The sequence below is a fragment of the Pseudomonas sp. PK-RTE-24 genome, assembly GCF_054052265.1.
In genome coordinates this window covers 643,330-668,055 of record NZ_CM133224.1, presented here as the reverse complement: position 1 = coordinate 668,055, position 24,726 = coordinate 643,330, and the positions used below count along the sequence as shown (strand labels likewise).

Below are 24,726 nucleotides of genomic sequence, written 5' to 3'. Positions count from 1 at the left end.
CAGAACGCAGGTCAGGGCCAGCACCAGGCCGAAGCCCAGGCCGAGTTTCATGTTCACGCTGATGTTACCGAACCAGCTATTCATGCAAATCCTCCAGAAACGTTGGGTTTCTTGGTCGTCAGTTAAGCTGGAAGATTGTTGTTCTTTTGAGCCAGCAGGGGTGTTAGCAGGTCTGTATCGGCCGCAAACCCGAGAGCTGAAAGGATTTTTGTCTGACAGGTTTCGCGCAACTCAACCCAAGCGCCGCGACCAGCGCTGATCCGGCGCCTCGAACCCCGGATTGACCAGCGCCGTCAGCACATGATCCTGCCAACGTCCGGCGATGTTCAGATACGCCTTCGCATAGCCCTCGCGCTCAAAACCCAAGCGCTCAAGCAACCGCGCACTGCGCTCATTGCCCGGAATGTAATTGGCCATGATCCGATGCAGATTCTGCACATCGAACATATAACCAATCCCCGCCTCCAGCCCCTCCTGCATCAAACCCAGCCCCTGATGCGCCTCATCGATGTGATAACCCAAATAACACGCCTGAAACGCCCCACGAATAACCCCGCTGAAATTGCACGCACCGATCATCTGCTGACCGTCCGCCGACAGCAGCGCGAAATGCATGGCTAACCCGGCTTCGAAAGCACTGGCCTGGATCTCGAGGCGACGGCGGATGTTGGCGGTGGAGAAGTAGTCGGTGGTGCGGATGGGCGACCACGGCGCCAGGTGGCGGAGGTTGCGCTGGTAGAACGCGCTTTCGAGCTCGGCTTGATCGGGGGAGAGGATGGCAAGGGTCAGGCGCGGGCAGGGCAGGGATAACAGCGGCATCGAGCGCTCCTTGACGAGGGATCTGCTGGCAGAGTCGCGCATATGGTGGGGAGCGGCAAGATATGGAGAAGCCGAGGCGAAAAAAAGCCCGCTAGGAGCGCGGGCGAACCGTAGTTTCTTGAATGAGCGGGGGGATTTTATGGGATTGGTCGGGTGGGCGTAGTGAAGAAAAGTTCATCTCGCTTCTGCCGACCGGGTTGATGTCCCGACAGTCGATCTCCAGCGCACGATGAAAATATCAGCGCCCATACAGCACCGTGTTCATCAACGCATTGACCTGATTTGGCATCGTGTGGATGAACCAGTCGAAAGCAAGACCCGAGGTAAGCAGGTACGCGAGAACCAGCAGGATAGGCATGAAGATGATGTTTTTGCGCAGATTGGCGTACTTGCGGGTTTTTCTGGAAAGCCAAGGTTCGTGAGTACCGTTGTTATTGGCATGTGCACCCGCAACGATGAAGTAGGTTGAAAAAAGCATCATCCGAAGGCTGGTATAGATAAACAGCAGTACGCCTATCAGGTGTAGCAAGAACCAGTGCATGTCCAGCAAGACGAAATATTTTTTTATTCCCGTCAGGCCCTGCTCATTGATGATCTGCTGGCTGTACTGAAAGTTTTGCGGCGCTAGGGTGGGCATAAAAGCTTCGTCGGTGACATACGTCGCGGCCACGCAAAATGCCAAGCAAAACAACAGCGCAACGATCCACTTAATGCCCGCGAAGAAGCCTCGGTAAAGGCTATGCAAGGTGCCGCCAGCCCATAGTGAAATGGTGAATAGCGTGATCCAGGAAAGCAGGTTGAGTATCTCGGCCCGGAAAAACACATAAATCAGCCCGGCAATCACCATCATCATGAAGATGACTGGAGTCATATCCTGGCTTGTGCTGGCGGCGTTCACGCCCAGCGGTGGATTGACCACCGTGTTGAAGGTCAGGTTTACCGAATGGCCCGGCTGATTGGTGGATTGTGGAGAATCGCCTTTCAGTACCCGATCCAGAATGGCTCCCAGAATCAGGCCGAGGATGGTGAAGAACGCCGATATGTAGATATCGACTTCCTTGGATTGGATTGTTTCGATGAAGCTCATGGTTTATTGCCTTCCTTGTGCAGGTTGAGTTTCCACATGCGAACCGGTTTTCTCTGCGAGGCGTCCAGCCAGCCGCGGAATGGTAAGGGGATGGCTGTGGTTTTGCTATCACACAAGCGCAATCGTCTTACAGCCAAATTGGTTTCGTTTAATTGGAGAGTGAGCCGAATCGGTGCCGCCCCAGCGTCCTTTTGTACAACGTCGAACATTCACAGCCACCGGCAGGCTTGAGAATGTGAAGGAAATGGGCGGCCATTCGACTAACCCCAGATGCGACAAAGCCCGCACTGGGCGGGCTTTGTCGTTGAGAGTTGGTGGGTCTTTGTCCTTGGGCTTGGCGGCTTTGATTTTTAGGTCTGAAAGGCGTGTGGCTCGGGCTCCCATGGGTACTCCAACGCTGTTTGTGTATTCCAAAATTTACCAGTCACGGGCTTGGAATACGCCTTGGAATACAGTTCAAAATGGATCTGCCTGAAGCGCTGTGGAGCTCAATGGCCCTGAAACCCCCGTATTTACTAGATTTCAGGCACAAAAAAAGACGTCCGTGGACGTCTTTAGATGATTATTTGGTGGAGCCGGGGGGATTTGAACCCCCGTCCGCCAGTACTCCGCTGTCGGTACTACATGCGTAGCCGTGTCTATTAAGTTAACCCTCAGCGACCCGACGGGCAGGGTGCTTTGGGCGAGTTGTGTAAGTTTTAGCCGCTTCGTCCACAACGTACTGCACGGCGATTCTGTTCTATATGACAATCATTTCGGGTTTACAGACATCCCCTGATGATTGCTGGACCCGAAGGTACCAGGAGCATTGTCAGCTGCAATTAAGCAGCGAGAGCAACACCGTATTGGTCGTCATTGGCAACTATAAGTAGTTGCAACAGTGGATTTACGACTTCTGTTACCAAGTCGGCATGCACCTAGAGTTTCGCAACCGGCGTCGAATCCTAAACGGCCCCGAACTCATTGCCCGGTGAATCTGTTCGGGCAACAAGCGTGCACAGTGTACGTCAAAACGCTTGGCAGGCCAACCCGAAGGTTGGCCTGCGGGACATCAGTTACGCGTCGGGTTACGGATCTGCATCTTGCTGATGATGCCGTTGGTAACCTCGATGCATTCCTTGTCGTTGCCGGACGCCTGGGCCGCAGTGGCTTTTTCCTGTGCTTCCTTGATGTTATTCATGGAGCTTTCAGGAAGGGACGGCTGGCTGGTGACGAAATCTTTGATGCTTTGAAGATTCCCGGCGCAGAGGTCTTTGTCCGCCGCGAACACCGGCGAGGCCAGAAGTGCACCAGTGATAAACAATCCAGCAATTGCAGAATGCTTCATGGGTATCTCCTTGAACGATGGGGGCTCGGTGCTGCCGGACGGTTTGGCCGCGATGCCGAGGTCAAGACAAGCGAGGTCAGTATAGGACCTGTCTGGTTGACCGCTTCGCTGCGCAGGAATTCGGTTTTATTTGCAACGAATGTCAAAAGGCCAGATCGGTCGGCCAGGTGCCGATGCAGCCGACCTGTAAAAGGTCGGCGCATGAATCATTTTTTGGTGTCACCGGTAGCGTTTTGAATGTCCAGCAGGGTTTGCTGTGTTTCAGCGAGGCAGTCGTCAATCTTGCCTTGTGCTTTCAGGGCGCGGGCTTTGCTGACACTGGCCGATACGCGCGCATTCAGGTCTGTCGACGTCAGGTATTGGGATTTTGCGCTATCGATTCTCTGCAGATTGGCATCGCATAAATCGCCAGGTTTTTCAGCGGCGAACGAAGTGGACGCCATCATCGAGGCAGTGACAAACAGACCTAACATTACAGAGCGGTTCATGTGTATCTCCTTGAACTGAGGGTTCAGACTTCGCTGACCGTTGAACAGGCCCCGAATCGTCCGGGGCATGTGCAGTGGACTACCGCCTCGCTCAAGGGTTCTGATTTTTTCCTCAGCAGGCTTTCGCCCGTGTCACCCGATCCACCAGGTAAACCAGCCCGTGATAGTCGATTCCACCATGCTGGGTCAGGCCGATTTCGCAGGTGCGGCTGGTGGAAATCCCCTCGCTGCAGTGCTGCACGGCGTCCTTGAGCGTACGCAGCGAATGGCTGTTCAGCTCCGGTGTGGTGAAGCCTTTGTCGCCGGCAAATCCGCAGCAATGTATGCCTTCAGGAATCACCACAGTGGTGCTGCATTTGCGCGCCAGATCGATCAGCGCCTGGCTTTCGCCCAAATGCTGAGTGCTGCAGGTCACGTGGACGGCAATCGGCGCTTCCTGGGGTGTGAAGTCCAAGCGATCCAGCAAATGCGTACGGATGAAGCGCACCGGATCGTACAGATCCAGTCGTGTTTCGCCGATGTCCTGAACCATTCGCAACGTACATGGGCTGGTGTCGCAATAGATCGGATCGAGGCCGCCGCGACTGGCGTGGAGCAGGGCGCTGATCAGCTCCTGACGTTTGTGCTCGGCCTGTTCGGCGTAGCCTTTGGAGGCGAACGGCTGGCCGCAGCAGAGGTTGTCCTGATTGTCGGGAAAGACTACCTGGTAACCGGCCTTTTCCAGCAAGCCACGGGTTTTGTCGTACAGCGACATCTGCTCTTTGTCACCCGCCGCCGGGCCCATGACCCGCGACACGCAAGCTGCCAGATAAACCACGCGCGGGCGCTCGTCCGCCACGCTCGGGCTGAAGCGAATGGCTTTTTCCGGTTGTGGCATGGCGTTGGTCCACAACGGCACCTGGCCTTTGGACAGGCGCGTCAGCGTTGCCGACAACTTTGCTAGACGCGGTGCACCGAGCATCATTCGCGCGCCGTTGGCGACGTGCAGGGTGAAGCGCGCGCCTTGCAGGGTCTTGGCGAAATTTCCTTCGATCCAGTCAGCGGTTTTCTGATGCGTGGCGTGTCGGCCACGGAGCTTTTTCACCAGCTCGCCGGTGTTGATGCCTACAGGGCAGCGTTGCGCGCACAGGCCGGTGGCGGCGCAGGTGTCGATGCCTTGATAGTCGAAGGCTTTTTCCAGGTCGGTGGTGTCGACGCCGGCGCGCTTTTTCGCCTGGATATCGCGCCAGATGACGATGCGCTGGCGCGGGCTAAGGGTCAGGCCTTTCGAGGGGCAGACCGGTTCGCAGAAACCGCACTCGATGCACTTGTCCACAATCTCGTCCGCCGCTGGCAGCGGTTTCAGGTGCTTGAGGTGGATCTGCGGATCTTCGCTGAGCACCACGTCCGGATTGAGAATGCCGTTGGGGTCGAGCAAGCGTTTGAGCTGCCACATCAGTTGATAGGCATCGCTGCCCCATTCCAGTTCCACGAACGGCGCCATGTTGCGGCCGGTGCCGTGTTCGGCTTTCAGCGAGCCGCCGAATTCCACTGCAACCAGTTGCGCGACGTCGTCCATGAACGCTTGGTAGCGTGCGATTTCTTCCGGGCTGTTGAAGCCTTGGGTGAAGACGAAGTGCAGATTGCCTTCCAGTGCGTGTCCGAAAAGGATCGCTTCGTCGTAAGCATGTTTGTCGAACAGCTCGATCAGGCGATTGACGCCGACGGCCAGTTGTTCGACCGGGAAGGTCACATCTTCGATGATTACCGTGGTGCCGGTTTTGCGCACGGCGCCGACGGCGGGGAAGGTGTCTTTGCGGATGGCCCAGAGTCGGGCGTTTTCCACCGGGTCTTCGGTGAAGTCGACCTGCTTCTCTACGGGAAAATCGCGCAGGGACGCCATGATTTGCCCCAGTTGTTCCTGCAGCAATGTCGACGAAGCGGCGCGGGATTCGATGAGCAGCGCGCAGGCATTTTCCGACAGCAGCTGTACGAAAGCGGGCATGCCTTTTTTGTCCTGCACCGAGCGCAAACTGCGCCGATCAAGTAACTCCACCGCTGACACCGGTTGGCTTTTCAGCACCGTGACCGCGTTGCAGCAGGTTTCGACATCGGGGAACACGATCAGCGCCGAGGCCTTGTTCGGGTGATCGATGACGGTGTCGTAAGTCACCGCACTGATAAAGCCGAGCGTGCCTTCGGAGCCGACCAGCAGGTGGCTCAGGATATCCACAGGCTCGTCGAAATCCACCAGGGCGTTGAGCGACAGGCCGGTGGTATTTTTCAGACGGTATTTGTGGCGGATTCTTGCGGCCAGTGCGGCGTTGGCGCGGGTCTCGCGGCCTAATGTCGCCAAGCGTTCGAGCAGGTCGCCGTGGCTGGAGCGAAATGCCGCGACGCTGGCTGGATCTTCGGTATCGAGGCGCGTGCCGTCGGCCAGCACCAGCCGAATTCCGGCCAATGTGTGATAGGTATTCTGCGCGGTGCCGCAGCACATGCCGCTGGCGTTGTTGGCGACGATGCCGCCGATCTTGCAGGCATTGATCGACGCCGGATCCGGCCCGATCTTGCGTCCGAACGGCGCCAGCCAGGCGTTGGCCTGCGCGCCGATCACTCCCGGTTGCAGGCGGATCTGCGTGCCCTGGCCGCGAATCTCGCGGGCATTCCAGTTATCCCCGAGTACGATCAGCACCGAGTCGCTGATCGCCTGCCCGGACAGGCTGGTGCCGGCGGCGCGGAAGGTCACCGGCACCTTGTCGCGCTGGGCCAGTTGCAGCAGCGCCACGACTTCGTCTTCGGACTCGACGCGGATCACCAGTTTCGGGATCAGTCGATAGAAACTGGCGTCGGTGCCAAAGGCCAGGGTCGACAGCGGATCGTCGAAGCGCCGCTCTGGCGGAATCAATCGCTCGGCATCACGCAGGAAAGCAGCAGGAAGACTCATTGATCCTCCAGAATCAGCACGACCAGATCTTTCGGGCCATGCGCGCCATACGCCAGCACCTGTTCAATATCGGCGGTTTTCGACGGGCCGGAGACCAGCAGCGCGTTGGTCGGCATGCCTTGCGCCCATTCGAACTCCTGTTGCACCTGATAGAAGTTGTCGCGGATTTCGCTGGCCTTGAGCAGGGCGAAATGCACCGGCGGCACCAGGCTCATCAAGCGCGGTTCCTCACGGGTAGGCCAGATGATCAGGCTGCCGGTTGCGGCGATGGCACCGAGGGTGCCGGTGAGGCTGGCCGGGGTGTCGTTGAACAGTTCGGCTTTCCATTCTTCCATTGGCCGGTCGTAGGATTTCAGTGCAGGCAGCTCGGGATTATTCGCCCAGTGCTGTGTGATGCGTTGCCCGTGGGTTGTTGTCGGAGCGATCAGCAGGCTCGGCAATTCGCGGTCGCGCAGCAGTTGTGCCAGTAATGCCGGCCACTCCGCGCCCGAGGTCAGGTGGATTTCGGTGTGCACCGCCTCCATCAGTTTGCGCAGTTGCGGGATGCGTTGCTCGGCGCTGTAGGTGTAGGGCTGGGTGACCAGATCGACGTCGAAGTTGTCGGCGATTGGCGTGCTGCCGGTCAGACTTTTCCGCAGCTTGCCGAGGATATTTTGCTTGGCGCTCATCGACGCTCTCCCTGTTTGGCCAGATGCTCGCGGGCCATGTCATGCAACGAACGCGCGGCCGGTTTTGGCGCGCTGTGATTTTGCGTCCATGGGCCGACGTTGCTCGGTGTGAGGGCGCGCAGGCGCGTGGCGAAAAAAGCGAACATGCGGTACAGCGTCGGCGAGCTGTTGAGTCTGGCCCAGGCGTTCCAGATAAAACGCTCCTTGCGCGAATATTTGCTGCCCTGGCCGCGCATCACCTGATTCGGTGCGTCCGGGGCTTTGACGTTTTCCTCGCGCAGACGGCGCAGGATCGCCGGGATCGGAATTTTCACCGGGCAGACTTCACCGCAGGCGCCGCACAGTGAGGACGCGCTCGGGTGGTCCGGGACCTTGGCCAGGCCGACCATGTGCGGGGTGATGATTTTGCCAATCGGCCCCGGGTACACCTCGCCATAAGTGTGGCCGCCGACGCGGGTGTAAACCGGGCAATGATTCATGCAGGCGCCGCAGCGGATGCAGTTCAGGGTCTGGCGCAATTCACTGTCGGCGAAAGCCTGGCTGCGACCGTTGTCGAGCAGCACCAGATGCACTTCCTGCGGGCCATCGAGTTCATGCTCCTTGCGCGGGCCGGAGATCATGTTGACGTAAGTGGTGATCGGAATGCCCAGCGCCGAGCGCGTCAGCAGTGACAGCAGCGGCACCACGTCGCGCAGGTTTTCCACGACTTTTTCGATGCCGGTAACGGCGATATGCACCGGGGGAACGGTGGTGGTCATGCGCCCGTTGCCTTCGTTTTCCACCAGCAGCAGGGTGCCGGTTTCGGCCACGGCGAAGTTGACGCCGGAGACGCCGATGTCGGCTTCGAAGAATTTCTGCCGCAGGACCCTGCGACCGATCTGAATGAGTTGGTCAACGTCCTTGGTGTATTCCACGCCAAGTTTGTCGTGGAACAAGGACGCGACCTGACCGGCATTCTTGTGGATCGCCGGCATAATGATGTGTGAAGGCTTCTCGTGGTCGAGCTGGACGATGTACTCCCCCATGTCGGACTCCAGACATTCAATGTCCCGAGCCTCGAGGAAATGGTTCATCTCCATCTCTTCGCTGACCATCGATTTGCCCTTGATCACTTGCCGCGCCTCGTGAGCGCGGATGATCGATAAGACGATGCCATTGGCTTCGTCCACCGTTTCCGCCCAGTGCACTGTCACACCGTTGCGGGTCAGGTTCTGTTCCAGTTGCTCGAGCAGGTCGGGCAACTTGGACAGCGCGCGGGCCTTGATCGAATTGCCCAGTGCGCGCAAGTGTTCTCTTTCGTGGGCATCGCTGAAAGCCGCTGCCCGCTTGGTCATCAGTGAATCCATGGCAGTGCGGAAGTTGTTCCGCAGCTGCTGATCACCCAAGGCATTGTGTGCCCGGGTGCGGAAATCTTCTTCTACGGCGACCGTAGGAATAATCGTCGAGGTGCTCATTGCGCACCTCCGGTTCGCTGCCAGAGGAAGCTCGCCAGATGTTGCCCGCGCAACGCTTGCTGCTGTTTCTCCAGAGCGCCGTTGATGTTCATCAAACAGCCGCAGTCGGCACTCAGTACCTTGTGCGCGCCGGACTCCTTCAGTGCGCGGGTCTTGTCAGCCACCATCGCGCCGGAAATGTCTGGCATACGGACGCTGAATGTCCCGCCGAAGCCACAGCATTCGCTTTCGTGGTCGTGATTGACCCGCTCCACATTGCTCAACTGCGCCAACAACTCGCGGCCGTGCAGGTGGGTGTTCATTTCGCGGCGTGCCGAACACGAGGTGTGCAGCGCGACTTTCACCGTTTCGCCGCTGTCCTTGAGCTGCACCTTGCAGACGAACAGCAGAAACTCGGCCAGTTCATAAGTGCGAGCCGCAAGGGCCTGCACCTGTTTCAACGTTTCCGGCTCGTCCTTGAACAAGTCGGCGTAATGCTCGCGAAGCATGCCGGCGCAGGAACCCGAGGGCACTACCACCGGATAATCCCCGGCAAACAGCGCCAGTTGCGAGCGCGCTACCGTCCGCGCCTGCTCGGTGTAACCCGAGGTGTAGGCCGGTTGGCCGCAGCAACTCTGGCCTTGCGGATACTCGACCCGGATCCCTTCACGCTCCAGCAGATGGATCGCGTCCATCCCGGCTTCGGGGTAGAACAGGTCGACCACACACGTGCCGAACAGGTAGACCCGCGACGGTTTCTCGCTGGGGTATTGCCGAGGTTCGGGCAGTGGCGGTGCCACGCGGGTCGCGTTCGGCACAGCGTTGTAAAAAAGCTCGCTCATCAGGCGTGTCTCCGGGTAGGCCCGGTTATCCGTCTGCTGCGGCTGCCGAATATAAAGCGCATTGCTTTCAGCAGCCTTACAGACCCGGTGGTGAATTGCTGACGCCGGATCACGGGCCGGCGTCGGTTATTTCCGTCTTTCTTGTAGGTTTAGTGCACCAGCATGCCGGTGAACCAGTAGGCCTGAGCCAAGGTGATCAAACCGACAATCGTTGCAAAGAATAGGCTGTGCTTGAGGGTGAAGCGGAACAGATCCGATTCCTTGCCGACCAGACCGGTCGCGGCGCAGGCCACGGCGATCGATTGCGGCGAGATCATCTTGCCGGTCACGCCGCCGCTGGTATTGGCCGCCACCAGCAAGGTGTCGTTGACGCCGATCTGGTGGGCGGTGGTCGCTTGCAACGAACTGAACAGCGCGTTCGACGACGTATCCGAACCGGTGAGGAATACGCCTAGCCAGCCGAGGAACGGCGAGAAGAACGGGAACGCGGCGCCAGTACCCGCCAGCACCAGGGCCATGGTCGAGGACATGCCGGAGTAGTTGGTGACAAAGGCGAACGCCAGCACCATGCCGATCGACAGGATCGGCCAGCGCAGCTCATAGAAGGTCTCTTTCAAAGTGGTCAGACCAGTTTTGAAATTGATCTTCAGCACCAGCATCGAAATCAGCGCGGAGAAGAAAATCGCCGTCCCGGTCGCGGAAATCGGATCGAGCTTGAACACCGCTGGAATCGCGGTCGGGTTGGCCACGATTGGCGCAGTCTTGATCACCAGTTGATCAAGGTGCGGAATCGCGAAGTTGAACACCCAGCCGTACATCGAGCCGCCGGCAGCGAACATGGCTTTGAAAGGCTTCAGCGTCCAGATCGTCACCAGCACAGTGAGGATCAGGAACGGCGACCACGCCTTGAAAATTTCCCCGAGGCTGTAGGGCGAAGCCACGGTGGTGCGCTTCTGGCCGAAACCGCCGACGCTGGCGCTGACCACCGAAGCGGATACGGCGCCAACGATGTGCTGGCCGGCGGCGCGACGTGGTTGCCAGACCTTGAGGAACAGGGTCAGGGAAATCAGGCTGGCCAGTGCCGAGGTGATGTCCGGCAGTTCCGGGCCGATGAAGTTGGAGGTGAAGTATTGGGTAATGGCGAAACTCAAGCCTGCCACCAGCGCGGCCGGCCAGGTTTCGCGCACACCGCGCAGGCCGTCCATCATGAACACCAGCCAGAACGGCACGAACAGCGACAGCAGTGGCAGCTGGCGACCGGTCATGGCGCCGATCTTGAAGGCGTCGATGCCAGTGACCTGGCCCGCCACGATGATCGGAATCCCCAGTGCGCCGAACGCTACCGGCGCAGTGTTGGCAATCAGGCACAAGCCGGCGGCGTACAGCGGGTTGAAGCCCAGTCCTACAAGGAGTGCGGCAGTAATCGCTACCGGCGCGCCGAAACCGGCGGCACCTTCCAGAAATGCGCCGAAGCAGAAACCGATCAGCAACACCTGCAAGCGTTGGTCATCGGTGATCGACAGGACTGAGCTGCGGATGACCTCGAACTGACCGCTCTTCACCGTCAGCTTGTAGAGGAACACCGCCGCGACAATGATCCAGGCAATCGGCCACAGACCATAAGCGAAACCATAACCAGCGGCGGCGAAGGCCATGTCCACTGGCATCTGGAAGGCGAATATCGCTACGGCAATCGAAAGTGCGAGGGTGATGCTGCCGGCCACATGGCCTTTGAGGCGGAACACCGCCAGGGCGAGAAAGAAGAACACGATGGGAATGACGGCCGCGAGAGCGGAGACGCCAAGACTGCCGAGCGGACTGTAGAGCTGTTGCCAGGTTTGCATGGTGGGGTGGCCCCTAATTGTTGTTGGTCAGGCACTGTGAGCAATCTTGGATAATTGGTAAGACCAATTTACAAGCGCTGTCGGCTAGGGTAAAAGCCTTGGTAGCGGTGTGTCAATTTGCCGCTCTGAAACTTTCGTCGAAGATGCGGTGCAGAGGGCAACTGATCCGCTGTGGCGAAGTGGCGTCTGGCAGGTGTCGGCGGCGCGCCGATAGGCCAGAATAGACACCCCGGCGAGCGGTCGGGATCGTGGAGAAATGAGTTATGGGCTTTGATCAGATACGTCAGCGCCGTTTGTCTGACGATATTGTCGAGCGCCTCGAAGGGATGATCCTTGAGGGCACGCTGAAGTCGGGCGAGCGGCTGCCGGCCGAGCGCACGCTGGCCGAACAATTTGGCGTATCACGCCCGTCGTTGCGCGAGGCGATTCAGAAACTGGCGGCCAAAGGCTTGCTGGTCAGTCGCCAGGGCGGCGGCAATTATGTGGTGGAAGGCCTGGGTTCGACGTTCAGCGATCCGCTGCTGCAATTACTTGAAAGCAATCCCGAAGCGCAACGTGATTTGCTCGAATTCCGGCACACCCTGGAGGCATCGTGCGCCTACTACGCCGCATTGCGCGCCACCGATGTCGATCGTGAGCGACTGACCGCTGCGTTCGAAGAGCTGCAGGATTGCTACTCGCGTCACGAAGAAGTCAGCCGGGCGGAAGAGGGCGCGGCGGATGCGAAGTTTCATCTGGCGATTGCCGAGGCCAGCCATAACGCGGTGTTGCTGCACACGATTCGCGGCTTGTTCGATCTGCTCAAGCGCAACGTCGTGACCAACATCGGCGGCATGTACAAGCAGCGTACGGAAACCCGCGACATGCTGATCTCGCAGCATCGGGAATTGTATCTGGCGATTATCGAAGGACGTGCGGAGCAGGCGCGAGAAGTGTCCAGCCGACATATTCTGTATGTGCAGGAAGTGCTGGAAGAGGTGCGTCAGGAGGTGCAGCGCATGGCTCGGGCGGAGCGGCGCAAGGGGATGTGATCAGGTGTGTTTGTGTTGATGCTGAAATAGCTTTCGCGAGCAGGCTCGCTCCCACCTTTGAAATGCATTCCAAGGTGGGAGCGAGCCTGCTCGCGAATTGGCGCTAAAGGAGGAAGATCAGTCTTCCTTGCCCTTGTTGCGCACCGCACGCTGCAATTCACGACCGGCATCGCGCTCGCGCTCGGTGTCACGCTTGTCGTATTCCTTCTTGCCCTTGCCCAGAGCGATCTCGCACTTGACCATGTGCTTGCTCCAGTACCAGGACAGGCAGACGCAGGCGTAACCCTTCTGCTGCACGGCGGCGGCGAGCTTGTCCAGCTCGCGGCGGTTGAGCAGCAGTTTGCGCGTGCGCACCGGGTCGGCGATGACGTGGGTGCTTGCGGTCATCAGCGGCGTGATGTGGCTGCCGAGCAACCATGCTTCGCCGTCCTTGAGCAGCACATAGCTGTCGACCAGCTGCAACTTGCTCGCCCGCAGACTTTTTACTTCCCAGCCGGCCAGGACCAGACCAGCCTCGAACTTGTGCTCGATGAAGTAATCGTGTCGCGCCTTTTTGTTCTGCGCGATGGTCCCTGTTGGGTGTTTCTTCTGTTTAGCCATAGGGGCGGCATTATATGGAGTTGTTCGGCTGTCGGCTACGGTGTTGCTGCGTGCTTGAGCAGGTTGAGTGAATCCCGGACAATGCGGCCTCTTTTTCTAACGCTTGGGCGTGATAAACGATGTCGACAGACAAGGTTTCTGTCCACGGCAGTTGGGCTAGCCGCTGGGTATTCATACTCGCCGCGACCGGTTCGGCCGTGGGACTGGGTAGTATCTGGAAGTTCCCCTACATGGTCGGGGTCTACGGCGGCGGTGCCTTTGTGCTGATGTTCCTGGCGTGTATTGCGCTCATCGGTGTCCCGGTCATGCTCGCGGAAACCTTGATCGGCCGGCGCGCCCGGCAGAGTCCGGCGAATGCCCTGAAGGTGCTGGCACTGGAGGCGGGGCACTCGGCCAAATGGTCGTGGGGCGCGTTCGCCGGGATGATCACGGCCCTGCTGATCCTGTCTTTCTACAGTGTGGTCGGCGGCTGGTCGCTGGACTACATCGTCGACATGGGCCGTGGCGATTTCCAGGGCGCGACGGCTGATCAGGTCGGCGCCTATTTCGGCAATGTCATCTCCAATCCATGGCGCCTGACACTTTGGCACACGATTTTCATGCTGCTGTCGGCCTTCGTGATCGCAAAAGGCGTAGTCGCCGGGCTTGAACGCAGCCTGCGAATCATGATGCCGCTGCTGTTCGTGATGATTCTGGTGCTGCTGGGCTACAGCATGACCACCGGGCATTTCATGGAAGGCGTGCATTTCATGTTCGACTTCCACCCGGAAAAAGTCCTCGACGGTCTGCTGCCAGCGATGGGGCACGCGTTCTTCTCGCTGAGCGTCGGCGTCGGTTCGATCATGATCTACGGCGCCTACATGCCGAAGAACACCTCGCTGTCGGGCACGGTGGTCGGCGTTGCGCTGCTGGATACTTTCGTATCGCTGGTCGCTGGTCTGGCGCTGTTTCCGATTGTGTTCGCTGCTGGCCTGAACCCAAGCGAAGGTCCGGGACTGATGTTCGTCAGCCTGCCATTTGCTTTTGGTAATGTATTTTTCGGCCAGTTGATGGGCGTGGTGTTCTTCGTGCTGGTCGCGGTGGCAGCGTGGAGTTCGGCGATTTCGCTGCTTGAGCCAATGGTGGCTTACCTGGTTGAACGCACTAAAATCAGCCGCATCTGGGTGACGTTCTGGCTTGCGTTCACCTGCTGGTTCGTTGGTCTGGGCACGGTGTTTTCTTTCAATATCTGGAAGGAAGCCAAGTTTTTCGTGAACGAAGGCGGGGGGTTCAGCCTCTATCAATGGGGTGCGCAGAGCGGGCTCGACTTCTTTGGCGTGATCGATTTCTTCACCTCGCGGATCATGTTGCCCCTCGGTGGCTTGTGTTTCGTGCTGTTCGCGGGATGGGTGATGGGGCGTGAAGCGGTGCGGGATGAATTGTCCATCCGTAACCCGGTTCTATTTGCCCTGTCCCTGTTCTTGATGCGCTACGTGGCGCCTATCGGCATTCTTGTAGTCTTTGCCGCTCAGCTCTGGAAGTAACGCTTACATGACGACACATATCCAACGATCCGCGCTCCTGCCGTATCCGGCGCAGTTTCTCTACGACCTGGTCAACGACGTCGCGCGTTACCCGGAGTTTCTGCCGTGGTGCTCGGAGGCTGAAGTGCTGGAAAGCTCCCCAGAACACATGCGCGCCAGTGTCGGCGTAGCGAAGGGCGGCCTCAGTCAGCATTTCGTCACGCGCAATACGCTGGTGCCGGGGCAGTCGATCGAGATGAATCTTGAGGAAGGCCCGTTCACTCAGTTGCACGGCATCTGGGTATTCAAGGCGCTGAACGAAAAGGCCTGCAAGATCAGTCTGGATCTGTCGTTCGATTATGCCGGGCCGCTGGTGCGCGCTACGTTGGGCCCGCTGTTCAATCAGGCGGCTAACCAGCTGGTGGATGCTTTCTGCCAGCGCGCCAAGCAGATGCATGGTTGAGCCGGTGATCGAGATAGAAGTCGTGTACGCCGCGGTTGATCGGCAGGTTCTGCGTACGATCAGCGTTGCTGAGGGCGTTAGTGTTCGTGCTGCGGTGCAAGAATCGGGCATCGCGGCAGAGTTTCCTGAATTGAATCTAGCGCAGTGCCCGCTGGGGATTTTTGGCAAGGTCGTGACTGACGCGGATTCTCGCCCTGTTCAGGCGGGCGACCGGATTGAAATTTATCGACCGCTGCTGGCTGATCCCAAAGAAGTTCGACGTTTGCGCGCGGCCAAGGCTGCCGAGGCCAAAGCACGCAGTTCTTGATCAGGCCAAACGGCAGGCAATAAAAAACCCGGAATGTCCGGGTTTTTTATTGCCTCGCCTATTACTGCGGCGAGGTGTCCAGCGGCTCTGGTGTCGGAACCGGTACGGTTTCCACACCATCGACGTCCTTCTGAATCTGATCCAGCAAGGAGCCTGGTTTGGCTGGTTTTTCAGCTTCTGGCTTGTCGGCGTTTTCAGCAGGCGCGGTCACGGTAGTACCGCTGTCCTTGCCGAGAATGGCTTCGTCACGGCTCACGCCGGGCATGAAGTCACCGGACAGGCTGACAAGCTGGTCATTGGAGTTGAAGATAACGCTGATTCGTTCCTGCTGGCGTTCACCGCCACCCGGTTGCAGGCTGTACAGATAATCCCAGCGATCGGCATGGAACGTGTCGGCAAGCAGAGGGTTGCCCATGATAAACCGTACTTGCGGCCGGGTCATTCCCGGGCGTAACTGGTCTATCATGTCCTGCGTGACGACATTGCCCTGCTGGATGTCGATTTTGTAAACCCCGGGGAATGAACAACCGGCGAGTGCGAGCAGTCCCACAAAGGTGAAACTGGTTAGCAAGAGCTTGGTGTTTTGCATCGGTGGGCGACTTCCACTATCTTGGCTGGGACAACGTAAACGCCGATCATACCCGCATTAAGAGAAGCTGCGAAGCAGCATCGCGAGAAAGCTGACCATGGTTGAAAATAGCGAACTACGCAAAGCCGGCCTCAAAGTGACCCTGCCACGGGTCAAGATCCTGCAAATGCTCGACTCTACCGAGCAGCGCCACATGAGTGCCGAGGACGTCTACAAGGCGTTGATGGAAGCTGGTGAGGACGTTGGTCTGGCCACGGTTTACCGTGTACTGACCCAGTTCGAAGCGGCCGGCCTCGTGGTCCGCCACAACTTCGACGGCGGCCACGCGGTCTTCGAACTGGCTGACGGTGGCCACCACGACCATATGGTCAACGTGGAATCGGGTGAAGTGATCGAATTCTTCGACGAAGAAATCGAAAAACTTCAGAAATCGATCGTCGAGAAGCATGGCTTCGAGATGGTTGATCACAACCTGGTGCTGTACGTACGCAAGAAAAAGTAAGCATGTCGCGCGAATTTCACATTCGCTAAACGAACGAAGGCGACCCAAGGGTCGCCTTCGTGCTTTCTACTATTTATTACGCCTTGGCGGTCACCACCATTTTTTTCGCGTGAGCCAGGGATTCCTTGGTCAGATCGATGCCGCCGAGCATGCGCGCGACTTCTTCGATGCGCTCGTTCTTTGTCAGCTTCGCGACAGCGGTGTGAGTCGCCTTCTCGTCGCGAACCTTGTGCACGAACAGATGTTGATGCCCTTGCGCCGCCACTTGCGGCAAGTGCGTCACGGTCAGGACCTGGCCGCGATCACCGAGACGGCGCAGTAACTGGCCGACAATCTCGGCAGTCGGACCGCCAATACCTACGTCCACTTCGTCGAACACCAGCGTCGGCACGCGGGAGGTCTGGGCGGTAATGACCTGAATCGCCAGACTGATCCGCGACAGCTCACCACCGGAGGCGACTTTTGCCAGTGCCTTGAGCGGTTGGCCGGGGTTGGCGCTGACCAGCAGTTCGACCTGTTCCAGCCCGTTCGGCAGCAACTCATCGCTGCTGTTGGCTTTCAGTTCGATGGTAAAGCGGCCGCCGGGCATGCCCAGGCGCTGGATTTCCTGCTCCACTGCACTGGCGAGGCTACCGGCAGCTTGATGACGAAGGTCGCTCAGCTCGCGGGCTTTCTCTTGGTAGTGGCGGGCGTAGGACGCCAGTTCTTCACCCAGGCGTTCGATGGATTCATCGTTGGCGTTGAGGGTTTCGATTTCATCGAGCAGCTTTTGCTGCATCTCGCCGACTTCGGTCGGTTGAATCCGGTGTTTGCGCGCCAGGGTGTAGATCGCGTCGAGGCGCTCTTCCAGGTATTGCAGGCGAGCCGGGTCGGCATCAAAGTTGTCGAGGAAGCGGTTGAGCTCGCCGACCGCTTCTTCTACCTGAATCTGTGCGCTGGTCAGCAGGCTGCTGGCTTCACCCAGCGCCCCCACCGAGCTGTTCACACTGGACAGACGATTGAGGCTGGCGGTCAGTGCATTCAGGACATTCCCTGAATCACTTTCACTGCACTGCTCGACCACTTGCCGGCATATGCCCAGCAAGGTTTCGGCGTTGGTCAGGTTCTTGTGTTCCTGCTCCAGTTGCTCCAGTTCATTTTCGCCGAGGCCGAGGTTCTCCAATTCCTCAAGCTGATAGCTGAGCAACTGATGACGTGCGCGTTGTTCGTCGCCGGAGTTGGACAGCCGCTCCAGTTCCTGGCGGGTCTGACGCCAGCGTTGCGCGGCAAGCTGCACCTGACGCGCCAGATCGGTGGCACCGGCGTACTCGTCCAGCAGGCGGCGATGGGTGTCGGTTTTCAGTAGCGATTGGTGTTCGTGCTGGCTGTGGATATCGATCAGCAGCTCGCCGAGGGCTTTGAGGTCGCCAAGTGGGCAGGGCGTGCCGTTGATATAGCCGCGCGAACGACCTTCCGAGGTGATGACCCGGCGCAGGATGCAAGGCCCGTCGTTTTCCAGATCGCGCTCGGCCAGCCAGGCGCTGGCTTCAGGGATATCAGCGAGATCGAAGGTGGCGAGAATGTCGGCTTTATCAGCGCCCGGGCGAACCACGCCGCTGTCGGCGCGATCACCCAGGGTGAGGCCCAGGGCATCGAGCATGATCGACTTGCCGGCGCCGGTTTCCCCTGTGATCACGCTCATCCCGCGATCAAGTTCGAGATCGAGATGTTCAACGATGGCGTAGTTGTGTACGGACAGGTGCACCAGCATAAAGGCAGCTCCCAGGCTTGAGGTCTGGTTATTTATACAGTGTTTTGTTCAGGCCTGACAATGCCCGCACTTAGCTCGATTTGCTTGATCAGAGAGTTTTCTTAGCGCATTCAAGAATGAATATTCAGCACTTTTTTGTAGGGACAATTGTTTTCAGCCCTTGAAGCCTGATTTTGCGGCCCCATATATCGGGGCAGAAGCGCGAGTCAGGCTCGCGGACGAAATTGAAAGGAGAATTCTATGGCTGACGAACAGACGGTAGATACGCAAAACCCAGATGCCAATCAGGCGCCCGAAGGTTCGGGTGACGACCTGGCGACCCGTGTGCAAGTGCTCGAAGAGCAATTGGCCGCCGCGCAGGATCAGTCTCTGCGTGTTGCTGCCGATCTGCAGAACGTTCGCCGCCGTGCCGAGCAGGACGTCGAGAAGGCGCACAAGTTTGCCCTTGAGAAATTTGCCAGCGACCTGCTGCCGATCGTCGACAGCCTGGAGCGCGGCCTCGAGCTGTCGAGCCCGGACGATGAAAGCATCCGTCCGATGCGCGAAGGCATCGAGCTGACCCTGAAAATGTTCCACGACACCCTCAAGCGCTACCAGCTTGAAGCGATCGATCCGCATGGCGAACCGTTCAACGCCGTTCACCATCAGGCGATGGCCATGCAGGAAAGTGCCGACGTCGAGCCGAATAGCGTGTTGAAGGTTTTCCAGAAGGGCTACCAGCTCAATGGTCGCCTGCTGCGCCCGGCGATGGTCGTGGTCAGCAAGGCGCCGGCACCGGTTTCGCCTTCGATTGACGAGCAGGCTTGAAATTAGCCGCAAGGCCCCCATTTAGAAGTCAAGCGTTTAAGTGCTACCGCAGTCAGCCACCACTGCTGCGGCAACAAAATCCAAAGTTTCGGGAGAGTGAACATGGGCAAAATTATCGGTATCGACCTGGGGACTACCAACTCCTGCGTCTCCGTTCTGGAAAACGGCAAAGCCAAAGTTATTGAAAACGCTGAAGGCGCGCGTACCACGCCGTCGATCATCGCTTACGCCAACGATGGCGAAATCCTGGTAGGTCAGTCGGCCAAGCGTCAGGCTGTAACCAACCCGCACAACACCCTGTACGCAGTAAAGCGTCTGATCGGTCGTCGTTTCGACGAAGAAGTAGTGCAGAAAGACATCCAGATGGTCCCTTACAAGATCGTCAAGGCTGACAACAACGACGCCTGGGTAGAAGTGAACGGCCAGAAAATGGCACCGCCACAGATCTCGGCTGAAATTCTGAAGAAGATGAAGAAGACCGCCGAAGACTACCTCGGCGAGGCAGTGACCGAAGCGGTGATCACCGTTCCGGCCTACTTCAACGACAGCCAGCGTCAGGCCACCAAAGACGCCGGCCGCATCGCTGGTCTGGACGTAAAACGTATCATCAACGAACCAACCGCAGCTGCTCTGGCTTACGGTATGGACAAGGCCAAGGGCGATCACACCGTGATCGTTTATGACCTGGGTGGCGGTACCTTCGACGTTTCCGTGATCGAAATCGCTGAAGTTGACGGTGAGCACCAGTTCGAAGTGTTGGCCACCAACGGTGACACTTTCCTCGGCGGTGAAGACTTCGACATTCGTCTGATCGACTACCTCGTTGACGAATTCAAGAAAGAAAGCGGCATGAACCTCAAAGGTGACCCGCTGGCCATGCAGCGCCTGAAAGAAGCCGCTGAGAAAGCCAAGATCGAGCTGTCGTCCGCTCAGTCGACCGACGTCAACCTGCCGTACATCACTGCAGATGCGACCGGTCCTAAGCACCTGAACGTGAAAATCTCGCGTGCCAAGCTCGAAGCACTGGTTGAAGACCTGGTTCAGCGCACCATCGAACCTTGCCGCATTGCCATGAAAGACGCCGGTATCGACGTCAGCGCGATCAACGACGTGATTCTGGTCGGTGGTCAGACTCGCATGCCGCTGGTGCAGAAGCTGGTGACCGATTTCTTCGGTAAAGAAGCGCGTAAAGACGTCAACCCGGACGAAGCTGTTGCCATGGGTGCTGCGATTCAGGGCGCTGTTCTGGCCGGTGACGTGAAAGACGTGCTGCTGCTCGACGTCAGCCCGCTGACCCTGGGTATTGAAACCATGGGTGGCGTGATGACTGCGCTGATCGAGAAAAACACCACGATTCCTACCAAGAAATCGCAAGTGTTCTCGACTGCCGACGACAACCAGGGTGCTGTGACCATTCACGTTCTGCAGGGTGAGCGCAAGCAAGCCGCACAGAACAAATCGCTGGGCAAGTTCGACCTGGCCGACATTCCACCAGCTCCACGTGGCGTGCCGCAGATCGAAGTGACCTTCGACATCGACGCCAACGGCATCCTGCATGTCGGCGCGAAAGACAAGGCTACCGGCAAGACCCAGTCGATCGTGATCAAGGCCAACTCCGGTCTGTCCGACGAAGAAATCGAGCGCATGGTGCGTGACGCCGAGGCGAATGCCGAGGAAGACCGCAAGTTCGAAGAACTGGCCGCTGCCCGTAACCAGGGTGACGCACTGGTGCACTCGACTCGCAAGATGATCGCTGACGCGGGCGACAAGGTCACCGCCGAAGAGAAGACTGCAATCGAAGCTGCAGTGGTTGCGCTGGAAGCCGCCGTCAAAGGCGACGACAAGGCTGCCATCGAAGCCAAGGTTGAAGAGCTGTCGAAAGTCTCCGCTCCGGTTGCTCAGAAGATGTACGCCGAACAGGCTCAGCCAGCTGATGGCGCAGCCCCGCAAGGCGAATCGGCTGAGAAGGCTGACGACGTTGTCGATGCCGAGTTCGAAGAAGTCAAAGACCACAAGTAAGTTGTTGGTCGCCCGGTTGACTGCCTTGCGGCGGTGACTGGTAGGATGTCGCCGCGCGGGAGCTTGCCTCCCGCGTTGGCGTATCTGGAATACGCGAATTTTTACAGCATGCGACAACGCTCGCGTGTTGGTGGTATGGCTGAAAATGCTCCTGCTTTTCGCGCCGCAGATACCGCATCAATCAAGACCAGGATCGTTGAATTGACGTGAGTTGGGTCCGGGCCTTAATGGGGGCTCAACGAGTTTGGCGAGGCTCAGGAGGGGTTTGCCGAACGTCCTTAAGAGTGCAAAGAACTTATGGCAAAGCGTGACTATTACGAAGTATTGGGTGTCGAGCGGGGCACGAGCGAAGCGGACCTGAAGAAGGCCTATCGCCGCCTGGCCATGAAGCACCACCCCGACCGTAATCCCGGCGACAAAGCTTCCGAAGAAGCATTCAAAGAGGCCAACGAGGCCTATGAAGTGTTGTCCGACGCCAGCAAGCGCGCGGCATACGACCAGTATGGTCATGCCGGCGTCGATCCGAGCATGGGTGGCGGCGGTGCCGGTTTCGGTGGCCAGAACTTCTCGGACATCTTCGGCGATGTCTTCAGTGATTTCTTCGGTGGCGGTCGCGGCGGTGCCCGTGGCGGCGCTCAGCGTGGCAGCGATCTGCGCTACACCCTGGAGCTGAATCTGGAAGAAGCGGTGCGCGGTACGTCGGTGAATATCCGCGTTCCGACACTGGTCAACTGCAAACCGTGCGATGGTTCCGGCGCCAAGAAAGGCTCGTCGCCGACGACGTGCCCGACCTGCGGCGGCATCGGTCAGGTGCGCATGCAGCAGGGCTTTTTCTCGGTGCAGCAGACCTGCCCGCGCTGCCATGGCCAGGGCAAGATCATTTCCGATCCGTGCGACTCCTGCCACGGCGACGGTCGTGTCGAAGAGTACAAAACCCTGTCGGTCAAAGTGCCTGCCGGTGTTGATACTGGCGACCGCATTCGTCTGTCCGGCGAAGGCGAGGCGGGTACCCAGGGCGGGCCGACTGGCGACCTGTACGTTGTGATCAATGTGCGCGAACACGACATCTTCCAGCGTGACGGCAAGCATCTGTTCTGCGAAGTGCCGATCAGCTTCGTCGACGCTGCACTGGGCGGCGAGTTGGAGATTCCGACCCTCGACGGTCGCGTCAAACTGAAAATCCCTGAAGGCACGCAGACCGGCAAGCAATTCCGCGTACGCGGCAAGGGCGTTGCGCCAGTGCGTGGCGGCGGTGCCGGCGACCTGATGTGCCGTGTCGCTGTGGAAACGCCGGTCAACCTCAACCGTCGTCAGCGTGAGCTGCTGGAAGAATTCCGCAGCTCTCTGGCCGACGACAACAGCCACTCGCCGAAAACCACCGGTTGGTTCGACGGTGTGAAGCGTTTCTTCGGCGATTTGTAAGGAGTCGGCATGCGACGTATTGCAGTGATGGGCGCCGCCGGGCGCATGGGCAAGACCCTGATTGAAGCGGTGCAGCAGACGCCGGGCGCCGGTCTGACGGCGGCTGTCGATCGTCCCGACAGCACGCTGGTTGGCGCGGATGCCGGTGAGCTGGCAGCGCTGGGCCGTATCGGCGTGCCGCTATCCGGTGATCTGGATCGTGTGGTTGAAGAGTTCGATGTGTTGATCGACTTCACTCACCCGACCGTGACCCTGAAGAATCTCGCGTTCTGCCGCAAGCACGGCAAAGCGATGATCATCGGCACCACCGGTTTCAGTGTTGAAGAGAAGCAATTGCTGGCCGATGCGGGCAAGGACATTCCGATCGTCTTCGCCGCCAACTTCAGCGTCGGCGTCAACCTGTGCCTGAAGTTGCTCGACACCGCTGCGCGCGTGCTGGGAGACGATGTCGATATCGAGATCATGGAAGCCCATCACCGCCACAAGGTCGATGCTCCCTCCGGTACCGCGGTGCGCATGGGTGAAGTGATTGCCGATGCCCTGGGGCGTGATCTGAAGAAGGTCGCGGTCTACGGTCGCGAAGGCCAGACCGGTGCGCGTGAGCGTGAAACCATTGGTTTCGCCACCGTGCGTGCTGGCGATATCGTCGGTGATCACACCGTGCTGTTCGCTGCCGATGGCGAGCGCGTCGAGATTACCCACAAGGCATCGAGCCGCATGACCTTCGCCAAGGGCGCGGTGCGTGCGGCGCTGTGGCTGGATGGTCGCGAGCCGGGCCTGTACGACATGCAAGACGTACTCGACCTGCGTTGAGTCGTTGCTGAACCCGGCGCAAACGTCCCGTTTTGCGCCGGTTTTTACCGCTTGGCGACGACCTGTCGCATTCTCCGGCCTTTAAGGCTCTTTAGCGGTGGACCAAAAACGCCCTTTTCTGTAAGCTACAGCTTTAGTGTGTCCACTAAAAGCGCGCAGAATAATTTCAGTGAAGAAGCGGGGTGACGTGTCCATACGTCACTCCGCTTTTTTACAACCTGCGATTGCCCTTTCATGCGTTATTTACGGGAGGTCTTCTTGACTAAGCCAGCCATACTCGCCCTTGCTGATGGCAGCATTTTTCGCGGCGAAGCCATTGGAGCCGACGGTCAGACCGTTGGTGAGGTGGTGTTCAACACCGCAATGACCGGCTATCAGGAAATCCTTACCGATCCTTCCTACGCCCAGCAGATCGTTACCCTGACTTACCCGCACATCGGCAACACCGGCACCACGCCGGAAGACGCCGAGTCCGACCGCGTCTGGTCCGCTGGCCTGGTCATCCGTGACCTGCCGCTGGTAGCGAGCAACTGGCGCAACACGATGTCCCTGTCTGATTACCTGAAAGCCAACAATGTAGTGGCAATCGCCGGTATCGACACCCGTCGCCTGACCCGCATCCTGCGTGAAAAAGGCGCTCAGAACGGCTGCATCATGGCCGGCGACAACATCTCCGAAGAAGCAGCCATCGCCGCTGCGCAGGGCTTCCCGGGCCTGAAGGGCATGGACCTGGCGAAAGTCGTCAGCACCAAGACCCAATACGAATGGCGCTCGACTGTCTGGGATCTGAAAACCGACAGCCACGCGACCATCGAAGCTTCCGAGCTGCCATATCACGTGGTCGCCTACGACTACGGCGTCAAGGTCAACATCCTGCGCATGCTGGTCGAGCGCGGCTGCCGCGTCACCGTGGTGCCTGCGCAAACTCCAGCCGCCGATGTGCTGGCGCTGAAGCCGGACGGCGTGTTCCTGTCCAACGGCCCTGGTGATCCGGAGCCATGCGACTACGCGATCCAGGCGATCAAGGAAGTGCTGGAAACCGAGACGCCGGTATTCGGCATCTGCCTCGGCCACCAACTGCTGGCTCTGGCCTCCGGCGCCAAGACCCTGAAAATGGGCCACGGCCACCACGGTGCCAACCACCCGGTGCAGGATCTGGACGCAGGCGTGGTGATGATCACCAGCCAGAACCACGGTTTTGCGGTAGACGAAGCCACCCTGCCAGCCAACGTGCGCGCGATCCACAAATCGCTGTTCGACGGCACCCTGCAAGGCATCGAGCGCACCGACAAGAGCGCGTTCAGCTTCCAGGGTCACCCTGAAGCGAGCCCGGGCCCGAACGATGTTGCGCCACTGTTCGACCGCTTCATCAACGAGATGGCCAAGCGACGCTAAGCGTTCGCCTTGAGACTGTAGAGAGAAGCCCTCGAGGGCGGCCCCGGTTCCGGCGGCCCCCTCGGGTCTTCAGAAATCGATCAAGACGGCTTGCC

The 24,726-nt window shown here is 58.8% G+C and carries 23 protein-coding genes and 1 other RNA gene; 10 read left to right on the top strand and 14 right to left on the bottom strand.

Going from position 1 to position 24,726, the window contains the following annotated elements; translation table 11 throughout:
• Positions 1 to 231: 231 nt before the first annotated feature.
• The 11 genes from ACV8MC_RS03025 to ACV8MC_RS02975 all read right to left on the bottom strand — a co-directional run bounded on the left by ACV8MC_RS03025 (position 232) and on the right by ACV8MC_RS02975 (position 11,431).
• The gene (locus tag ACV8MC_RS03025) at positions 232 to 819 is read right to left on the bottom strand and encodes a GNAT family N-acetyltransferase (RefSeq protein ID WP_457264412.1); all 588 of its coding nucleotides are present in this window, start codon (positions 817 to 819) and stop codon (positions 232 to 234) included.
• A gap of 238 nt (positions 820 to 1,057) precedes the next feature.
• Positions 1,058 to 1,906, bottom strand: coding sequence for a hypothetical protein (locus tag ACV8MC_RS03020; protein ID WP_056782848.1), 849 nt, complete (start codon positions 1,904 to 1,906; stop codon positions 1,058 to 1,060).
• On the bottom strand, positions 1,903 to 2,115 hold the full coding sequence (locus ACV8MC_RS03015) for a hypothetical protein (RefSeq protein WP_156388155.1): 213 nt from the start codon (positions 2,113 to 2,115) through the stop codon (positions 1,903 to 1,905). The genes ACV8MC_RS03020 and ACV8MC_RS03015 overlap by 4 nt, the downstream gene beginning before the upstream one ends.
• Before the next feature lie 358 nt (positions 2,116 to 2,473).
• Positions 2,474 to 2,862: a transfer-messenger RNA gene (gene ssrA / locus ACV8MC_RS03010) on the bottom strand.
• Between the two features lie 95 nt (positions 2,863 to 2,957).
• Positions 2,958 to 3,233: a hypothetical protein gene (locus ACV8MC_RS03005; protein ID WP_016771781.1), complete on the bottom strand. Its 276-nt coding sequence runs from the start codon at positions 3,231 to 3,233 to the stop codon at positions 2,958 to 2,960.
• Between the two features lie 206 nt (positions 3,234 to 3,439).
• Positions 3,440 to 3,721: a hypothetical protein gene (locus tag ACV8MC_RS03000; protein WP_041477921.1), complete on the bottom strand. Its 282-nt coding sequence runs from the start codon at positions 3,719 to 3,721 to the stop codon at positions 3,440 to 3,442.
• A gap of 112 nt (positions 3,722 to 3,833) precedes the next feature.
• On the bottom strand, positions 3,834 to 6,644 hold the full coding sequence (locus tag ACV8MC_RS02995; RefSeq protein ID WP_457264409.1) for an FAD-binding and (Fe-S)-binding domain-containing protein: 2,811 nt from the start codon (positions 6,642 to 6,644) through the stop codon (positions 3,834 to 3,836).
• Positions 6,641 to 7,312: a LutC/YkgG family protein gene (locus ACV8MC_RS02990; protein WP_457264407.1), complete on the bottom strand. Its 672-nt coding sequence runs from the start codon at positions 7,310 to 7,312 to the stop codon at positions 6,641 to 6,643. The genes ACV8MC_RS02995 and ACV8MC_RS02990 overlap by 4 nt, the downstream gene beginning before the upstream one ends.
• Positions 7,309 to 8,766: a LutB/LldF family L-lactate oxidation iron-sulfur protein gene (locus ACV8MC_RS02985; RefSeq protein ID WP_110646640.1), complete on the bottom strand. Its 1,458-nt coding sequence runs from the start codon at positions 8,764 to 8,766 to the stop codon at positions 7,309 to 7,311. Before ACV8MC_RS02985 ends, ACV8MC_RS02990 begins: the two co-directional genes overlap by 4 nt.
• Positions 8,763 to 9,587, bottom strand: coding sequence for a (Fe-S)-binding protein (locus tag ACV8MC_RS02980; protein WP_457264406.1), 825 nt, complete (start codon positions 9,585 to 9,587; stop codon positions 8,763 to 8,765). Before ACV8MC_RS02980 ends, ACV8MC_RS02985 begins: the two co-directional genes overlap by 4 nt.
• A 149-nt stretch (positions 9,588 to 9,736) precedes the next feature.
• A complete protein-coding gene (locus tag ACV8MC_RS02975) occupies positions 9,737 to 11,431 on the bottom strand; it encodes a lactate permease LctP family transporter (RefSeq protein WP_122601818.1) in 1,695 nt (564 codons plus the stop codon).
• Positions 11,432 to 11,694: 263 nt separating this feature from the next.
• Between ACV8MC_RS02975 and ACV8MC_RS02970 the strand changes: the two genes are divergently transcribed.
• Positions 11,695 to 12,462, top strand: coding sequence for an FCD domain-containing protein (locus ACV8MC_RS02970; protein ID WP_016771775.1), 768 nt, complete (start codon positions 11,695 to 11,697; stop codon positions 12,460 to 12,462).
• A gap of 117 nt (positions 12,463 to 12,579) precedes the next feature.
• Here the strand turns inward: ACV8MC_RS02970 and smpB are convergent, their stop codons facing one another.
• Entirely contained in the window at positions 12,580 to 13,062 is a 483-nt protein-coding gene (smpB, locus tag ACV8MC_RS02965) for an SsrA-binding protein SmpB (protein WP_007953781.1), read from the bottom strand.
• Positions 13,063 to 13,181: 119 nt separating this feature from the next.
• On the opposite strand from smpB, the gene ACV8MC_RS02960 reads away from it, so the two are divergent.
• The 3 genes from ACV8MC_RS02960 to ACV8MC_RS02950 are packed head-to-tail and all read left to right on the top strand — an operon-like array spanning position 13,182 to position 15,334.
• The gene (locus ACV8MC_RS02960) at positions 13,182 to 14,585 is read left to right on the top strand and encodes a sodium-dependent transporter (RefSeq protein WP_457264404.1); all 1,404 of its coding nucleotides are present in this window, start codon (positions 13,182 to 13,184) and stop codon (positions 14,583 to 14,585) included.
• Between the two features lie 7 nt (positions 14,586 to 14,592).
• A complete protein-coding gene (locus tag ACV8MC_RS02955) occupies positions 14,593 to 15,027 on the top strand; it encodes a type II toxin-antitoxin system RatA family toxin (protein WP_016771773.1) in 435 nt (144 codons plus the stop codon).
• Positions 15,020 to 15,334 (top strand): RnfH family protein, encoded by a 315-nt coding sequence (locus ACV8MC_RS02950; protein WP_457264402.1) that lies wholly within the window; start codon positions 15,020 to 15,022, stop codon positions 15,332 to 15,334. Before ACV8MC_RS02955 ends, ACV8MC_RS02950 begins: the two co-directional genes overlap by 8 nt.
• Before the next feature lie 61 nt (positions 15,335 to 15,395).
• On the opposite strand, the gene ACV8MC_RS02945 is transcribed toward ACV8MC_RS02950, so the two are convergent.
• Complete coding sequence (locus tag ACV8MC_RS02945; RefSeq protein WP_016771771.1) at positions 15,396 to 15,923, bottom strand: outer membrane protein assembly factor BamE; 528 nt, start codon at positions 15,921 to 15,923, stop codon at positions 15,396 to 15,398.
• A gap of 97 nt (positions 15,924 to 16,020) precedes the next feature.
• Between ACV8MC_RS02945 and fur the strand changes: the two genes are divergently transcribed.
• A complete protein-coding gene (gene fur / locus ACV8MC_RS02940; RefSeq protein WP_016771770.1) occupies positions 16,021 to 16,425 on the top strand; it encodes a ferric iron uptake transcriptional regulator in 405 nt (134 codons plus the stop codon).
• Positions 16,426 to 16,501: 76 nt separating this feature from the next.
• On the opposite strand, the gene recN is transcribed toward fur, so the two are convergent.
• The gene (recN, locus tag ACV8MC_RS02935; protein ID WP_016771769.1) at positions 16,502 to 18,175 is read right to left on the bottom strand and encodes a DNA repair protein RecN; all 1,674 of its coding nucleotides are present in this window, start codon (positions 18,173 to 18,175) and stop codon (positions 16,502 to 16,504) included.
• 240 nt (positions 18,176 to 18,415) lie between these two features.
• Between recN and grpE the strand changes: the two genes are divergently transcribed.
• The 5 genes from grpE (at position 18,416) to carA (ending at position 24,631) form a co-directional block, all read left to right on the top strand.
• A complete protein-coding gene (gene grpE / locus ACV8MC_RS02930; protein WP_039759570.1) occupies positions 18,416 to 18,982 on the top strand; it encodes a nucleotide exchange factor GrpE in 567 nt (188 codons plus the stop codon).
• Between the two features lie 102 nt (positions 18,983 to 19,084).
• Positions 19,085 to 21,001: a molecular chaperone DnaK gene (gene dnaK, locus ACV8MC_RS02925; RefSeq protein ID WP_042608859.1), complete on the top strand. Its 1,917-nt coding sequence runs from the start codon at positions 19,085 to 19,087 to the stop codon at positions 20,999 to 21,001.
• Positions 21,002 to 21,298: 297 nt separating this feature from the next.
• The gene (dnaJ, locus tag ACV8MC_RS02920; protein ID WP_016771767.1) at positions 21,299 to 22,423 is read left to right on the top strand and encodes a molecular chaperone DnaJ; all 1,125 of its coding nucleotides are present in this window, start codon (positions 21,299 to 21,301) and stop codon (positions 22,421 to 22,423) included.
• A 9-nt stretch (positions 22,424 to 22,432) separates the two neighbouring features.
• Complete coding sequence (dapB, locus tag ACV8MC_RS02915; RefSeq protein WP_041477928.1) at positions 22,433 to 23,236, top strand: 4-hydroxy-tetrahydrodipicolinate reductase; 804 nt, start codon at positions 22,433 to 22,435, stop codon at positions 23,234 to 23,236.
• 258 nt (positions 23,237 to 23,494) lie between these two features.
• A complete protein-coding gene (gene carA, locus ACV8MC_RS02910) occupies positions 23,495 to 24,631 on the top strand; it encodes a glutamine-hydrolyzing carbamoyl-phosphate synthase small subunit (RefSeq protein WP_457264398.1) in 1,137 nt (378 codons plus the stop codon).
• Positions 24,632 to 24,726: the final 95 nt, after the last annotated feature.

Bases quoted from the DNA above. Each gene is read 5' to 3' on its own strand.
- grpE (WP_039759570.1), top strand. From the start codon at position 18,416: ATGGCTGACGAACAGACGGTAGATACGCAAAACCCAGATGCCAATCAG.
- ACV8MC_RS02985 (WP_110646640.1), bottom strand. From the start codon at position 8,766: ATGAGCACCTCGACGATTATTCCTACGGTCGCCGTAGAAGAAGATTTC.
- ACV8MC_RS03005 (WP_016771781.1), bottom strand. From the start codon at position 3,233: ATGAAGCATTCTGCAATTGCTGGATTGTTTATCACTGGTGCACTTCTG.
- ACV8MC_RS02955 (WP_016771773.1), top strand. From the start codon at position 14,593: ATGACGACACATATCCAACGATCCGCGCTCCTGCCGTATCCGGCGCAG.
- ACV8MC_RS02960 (WP_457264404.1), top strand. From the start codon at position 13,182: ATGTCGACAGACAAGGTTTCTGTCCACGGCAGTTGGGCTAGCCGCTGG.
- ACV8MC_RS03020 (WP_056782848.1), bottom strand. From the start codon at position 1,906: ATGAGCTTCATCGAAACAATCCAATCCAAGGAAGTCGATATCTACATA.
- ACV8MC_RS02945 (WP_016771771.1), bottom strand. From the start codon at position 15,923: ATGCAAAACACCAAGCTCTTGCTAACCAGTTTCACCTTTGTGGGACTG.
- dnaJ (WP_016771767.1), top strand. From the start codon at position 21,299: ATGGCAAAGCGTGACTATTACGAAGTATTGGGTGTCGAGCGGGGCACG.
- ACV8MC_RS03025 (WP_457264412.1), bottom strand. From the start codon at position 819: ATGCCGCTGTTATCCCTGCCCTGCCCGCGCCTGACCCTTGCCATCCTC.
- dnaK (WP_042608859.1), top strand. From the start codon at position 19,085: ATGGGCAAAATTATCGGTATCGACCTGGGGACTACCAACTCCTGCGTC.
- ACV8MC_RS02970 (WP_016771775.1), top strand. From the start codon at position 11,695: ATGGGCTTTGATCAGATACGTCAGCGCCGTTTGTCTGACGATATTGTC.
- ACV8MC_RS02990 (WP_457264407.1), bottom strand. From the start codon at position 7,312: ATGAGCGCCAAGCAAAATATCCTCGGCAAGCTGCGGAAAAGTCTGACC.
- ACV8MC_RS02995 (WP_457264409.1), bottom strand. From the start codon at position 6,644: ATGAGTCTTCCTGCTGCTTTCCTGCGTGATGCCGAGCGATTGATTCCG.
- ACV8MC_RS03000 (WP_041477921.1), bottom strand. From the start codon at position 3,721: ATGAACCGCTCTGTAATGTTAGGTCTGTTTGTCACTGCCTCGATGATG.
- ACV8MC_RS02950 (WP_457264402.1), top strand. From the start codon at position 15,020: ATGGTTGAGCCGGTGATCGAGATAGAAGTCGTGTACGCCGCGGTTGAT.
- ACV8MC_RS02975 (WP_122601818.1), bottom strand. From the start codon at position 11,431: ATGCAAACCTGGCAACAGCTCTACAGTCCGCTCGGCAGTCTTGGCGTC.
- dapB (WP_041477928.1), top strand. From the start codon at position 22,433: ATGCGACGTATTGCAGTGATGGGCGCCGCCGGGCGCATGGGCAAGACC.
- fur (WP_016771770.1), top strand. From the start codon at position 16,021: ATGGTTGAAAATAGCGAACTACGCAAAGCCGGCCTCAAAGTGACCCTG.
- ACV8MC_RS03015 (WP_156388155.1), bottom strand. From the start codon at position 2,115: ATGTTCGACGTTGTACAAAAGGACGCTGGGGCGGCACCGATTCGGCTC.
- recN (WP_016771769.1), bottom strand. From the start codon at position 18,175: ATGCTGGTGCACCTGTCCGTACACAACTACGCCATCGTTGAACATCTC.
- smpB (WP_007953781.1), bottom strand. From the start codon at position 13,062: ATGGCTAAACAGAAGAAACACCCAACAGGGACCATCGCGCAGAACAAA.
- ACV8MC_RS02980 (WP_457264406.1), bottom strand. From the start codon at position 9,587: ATGAGCGAGCTTTTTTACAACGCTGTGCCGAACGCGACCCGCGTGGCA.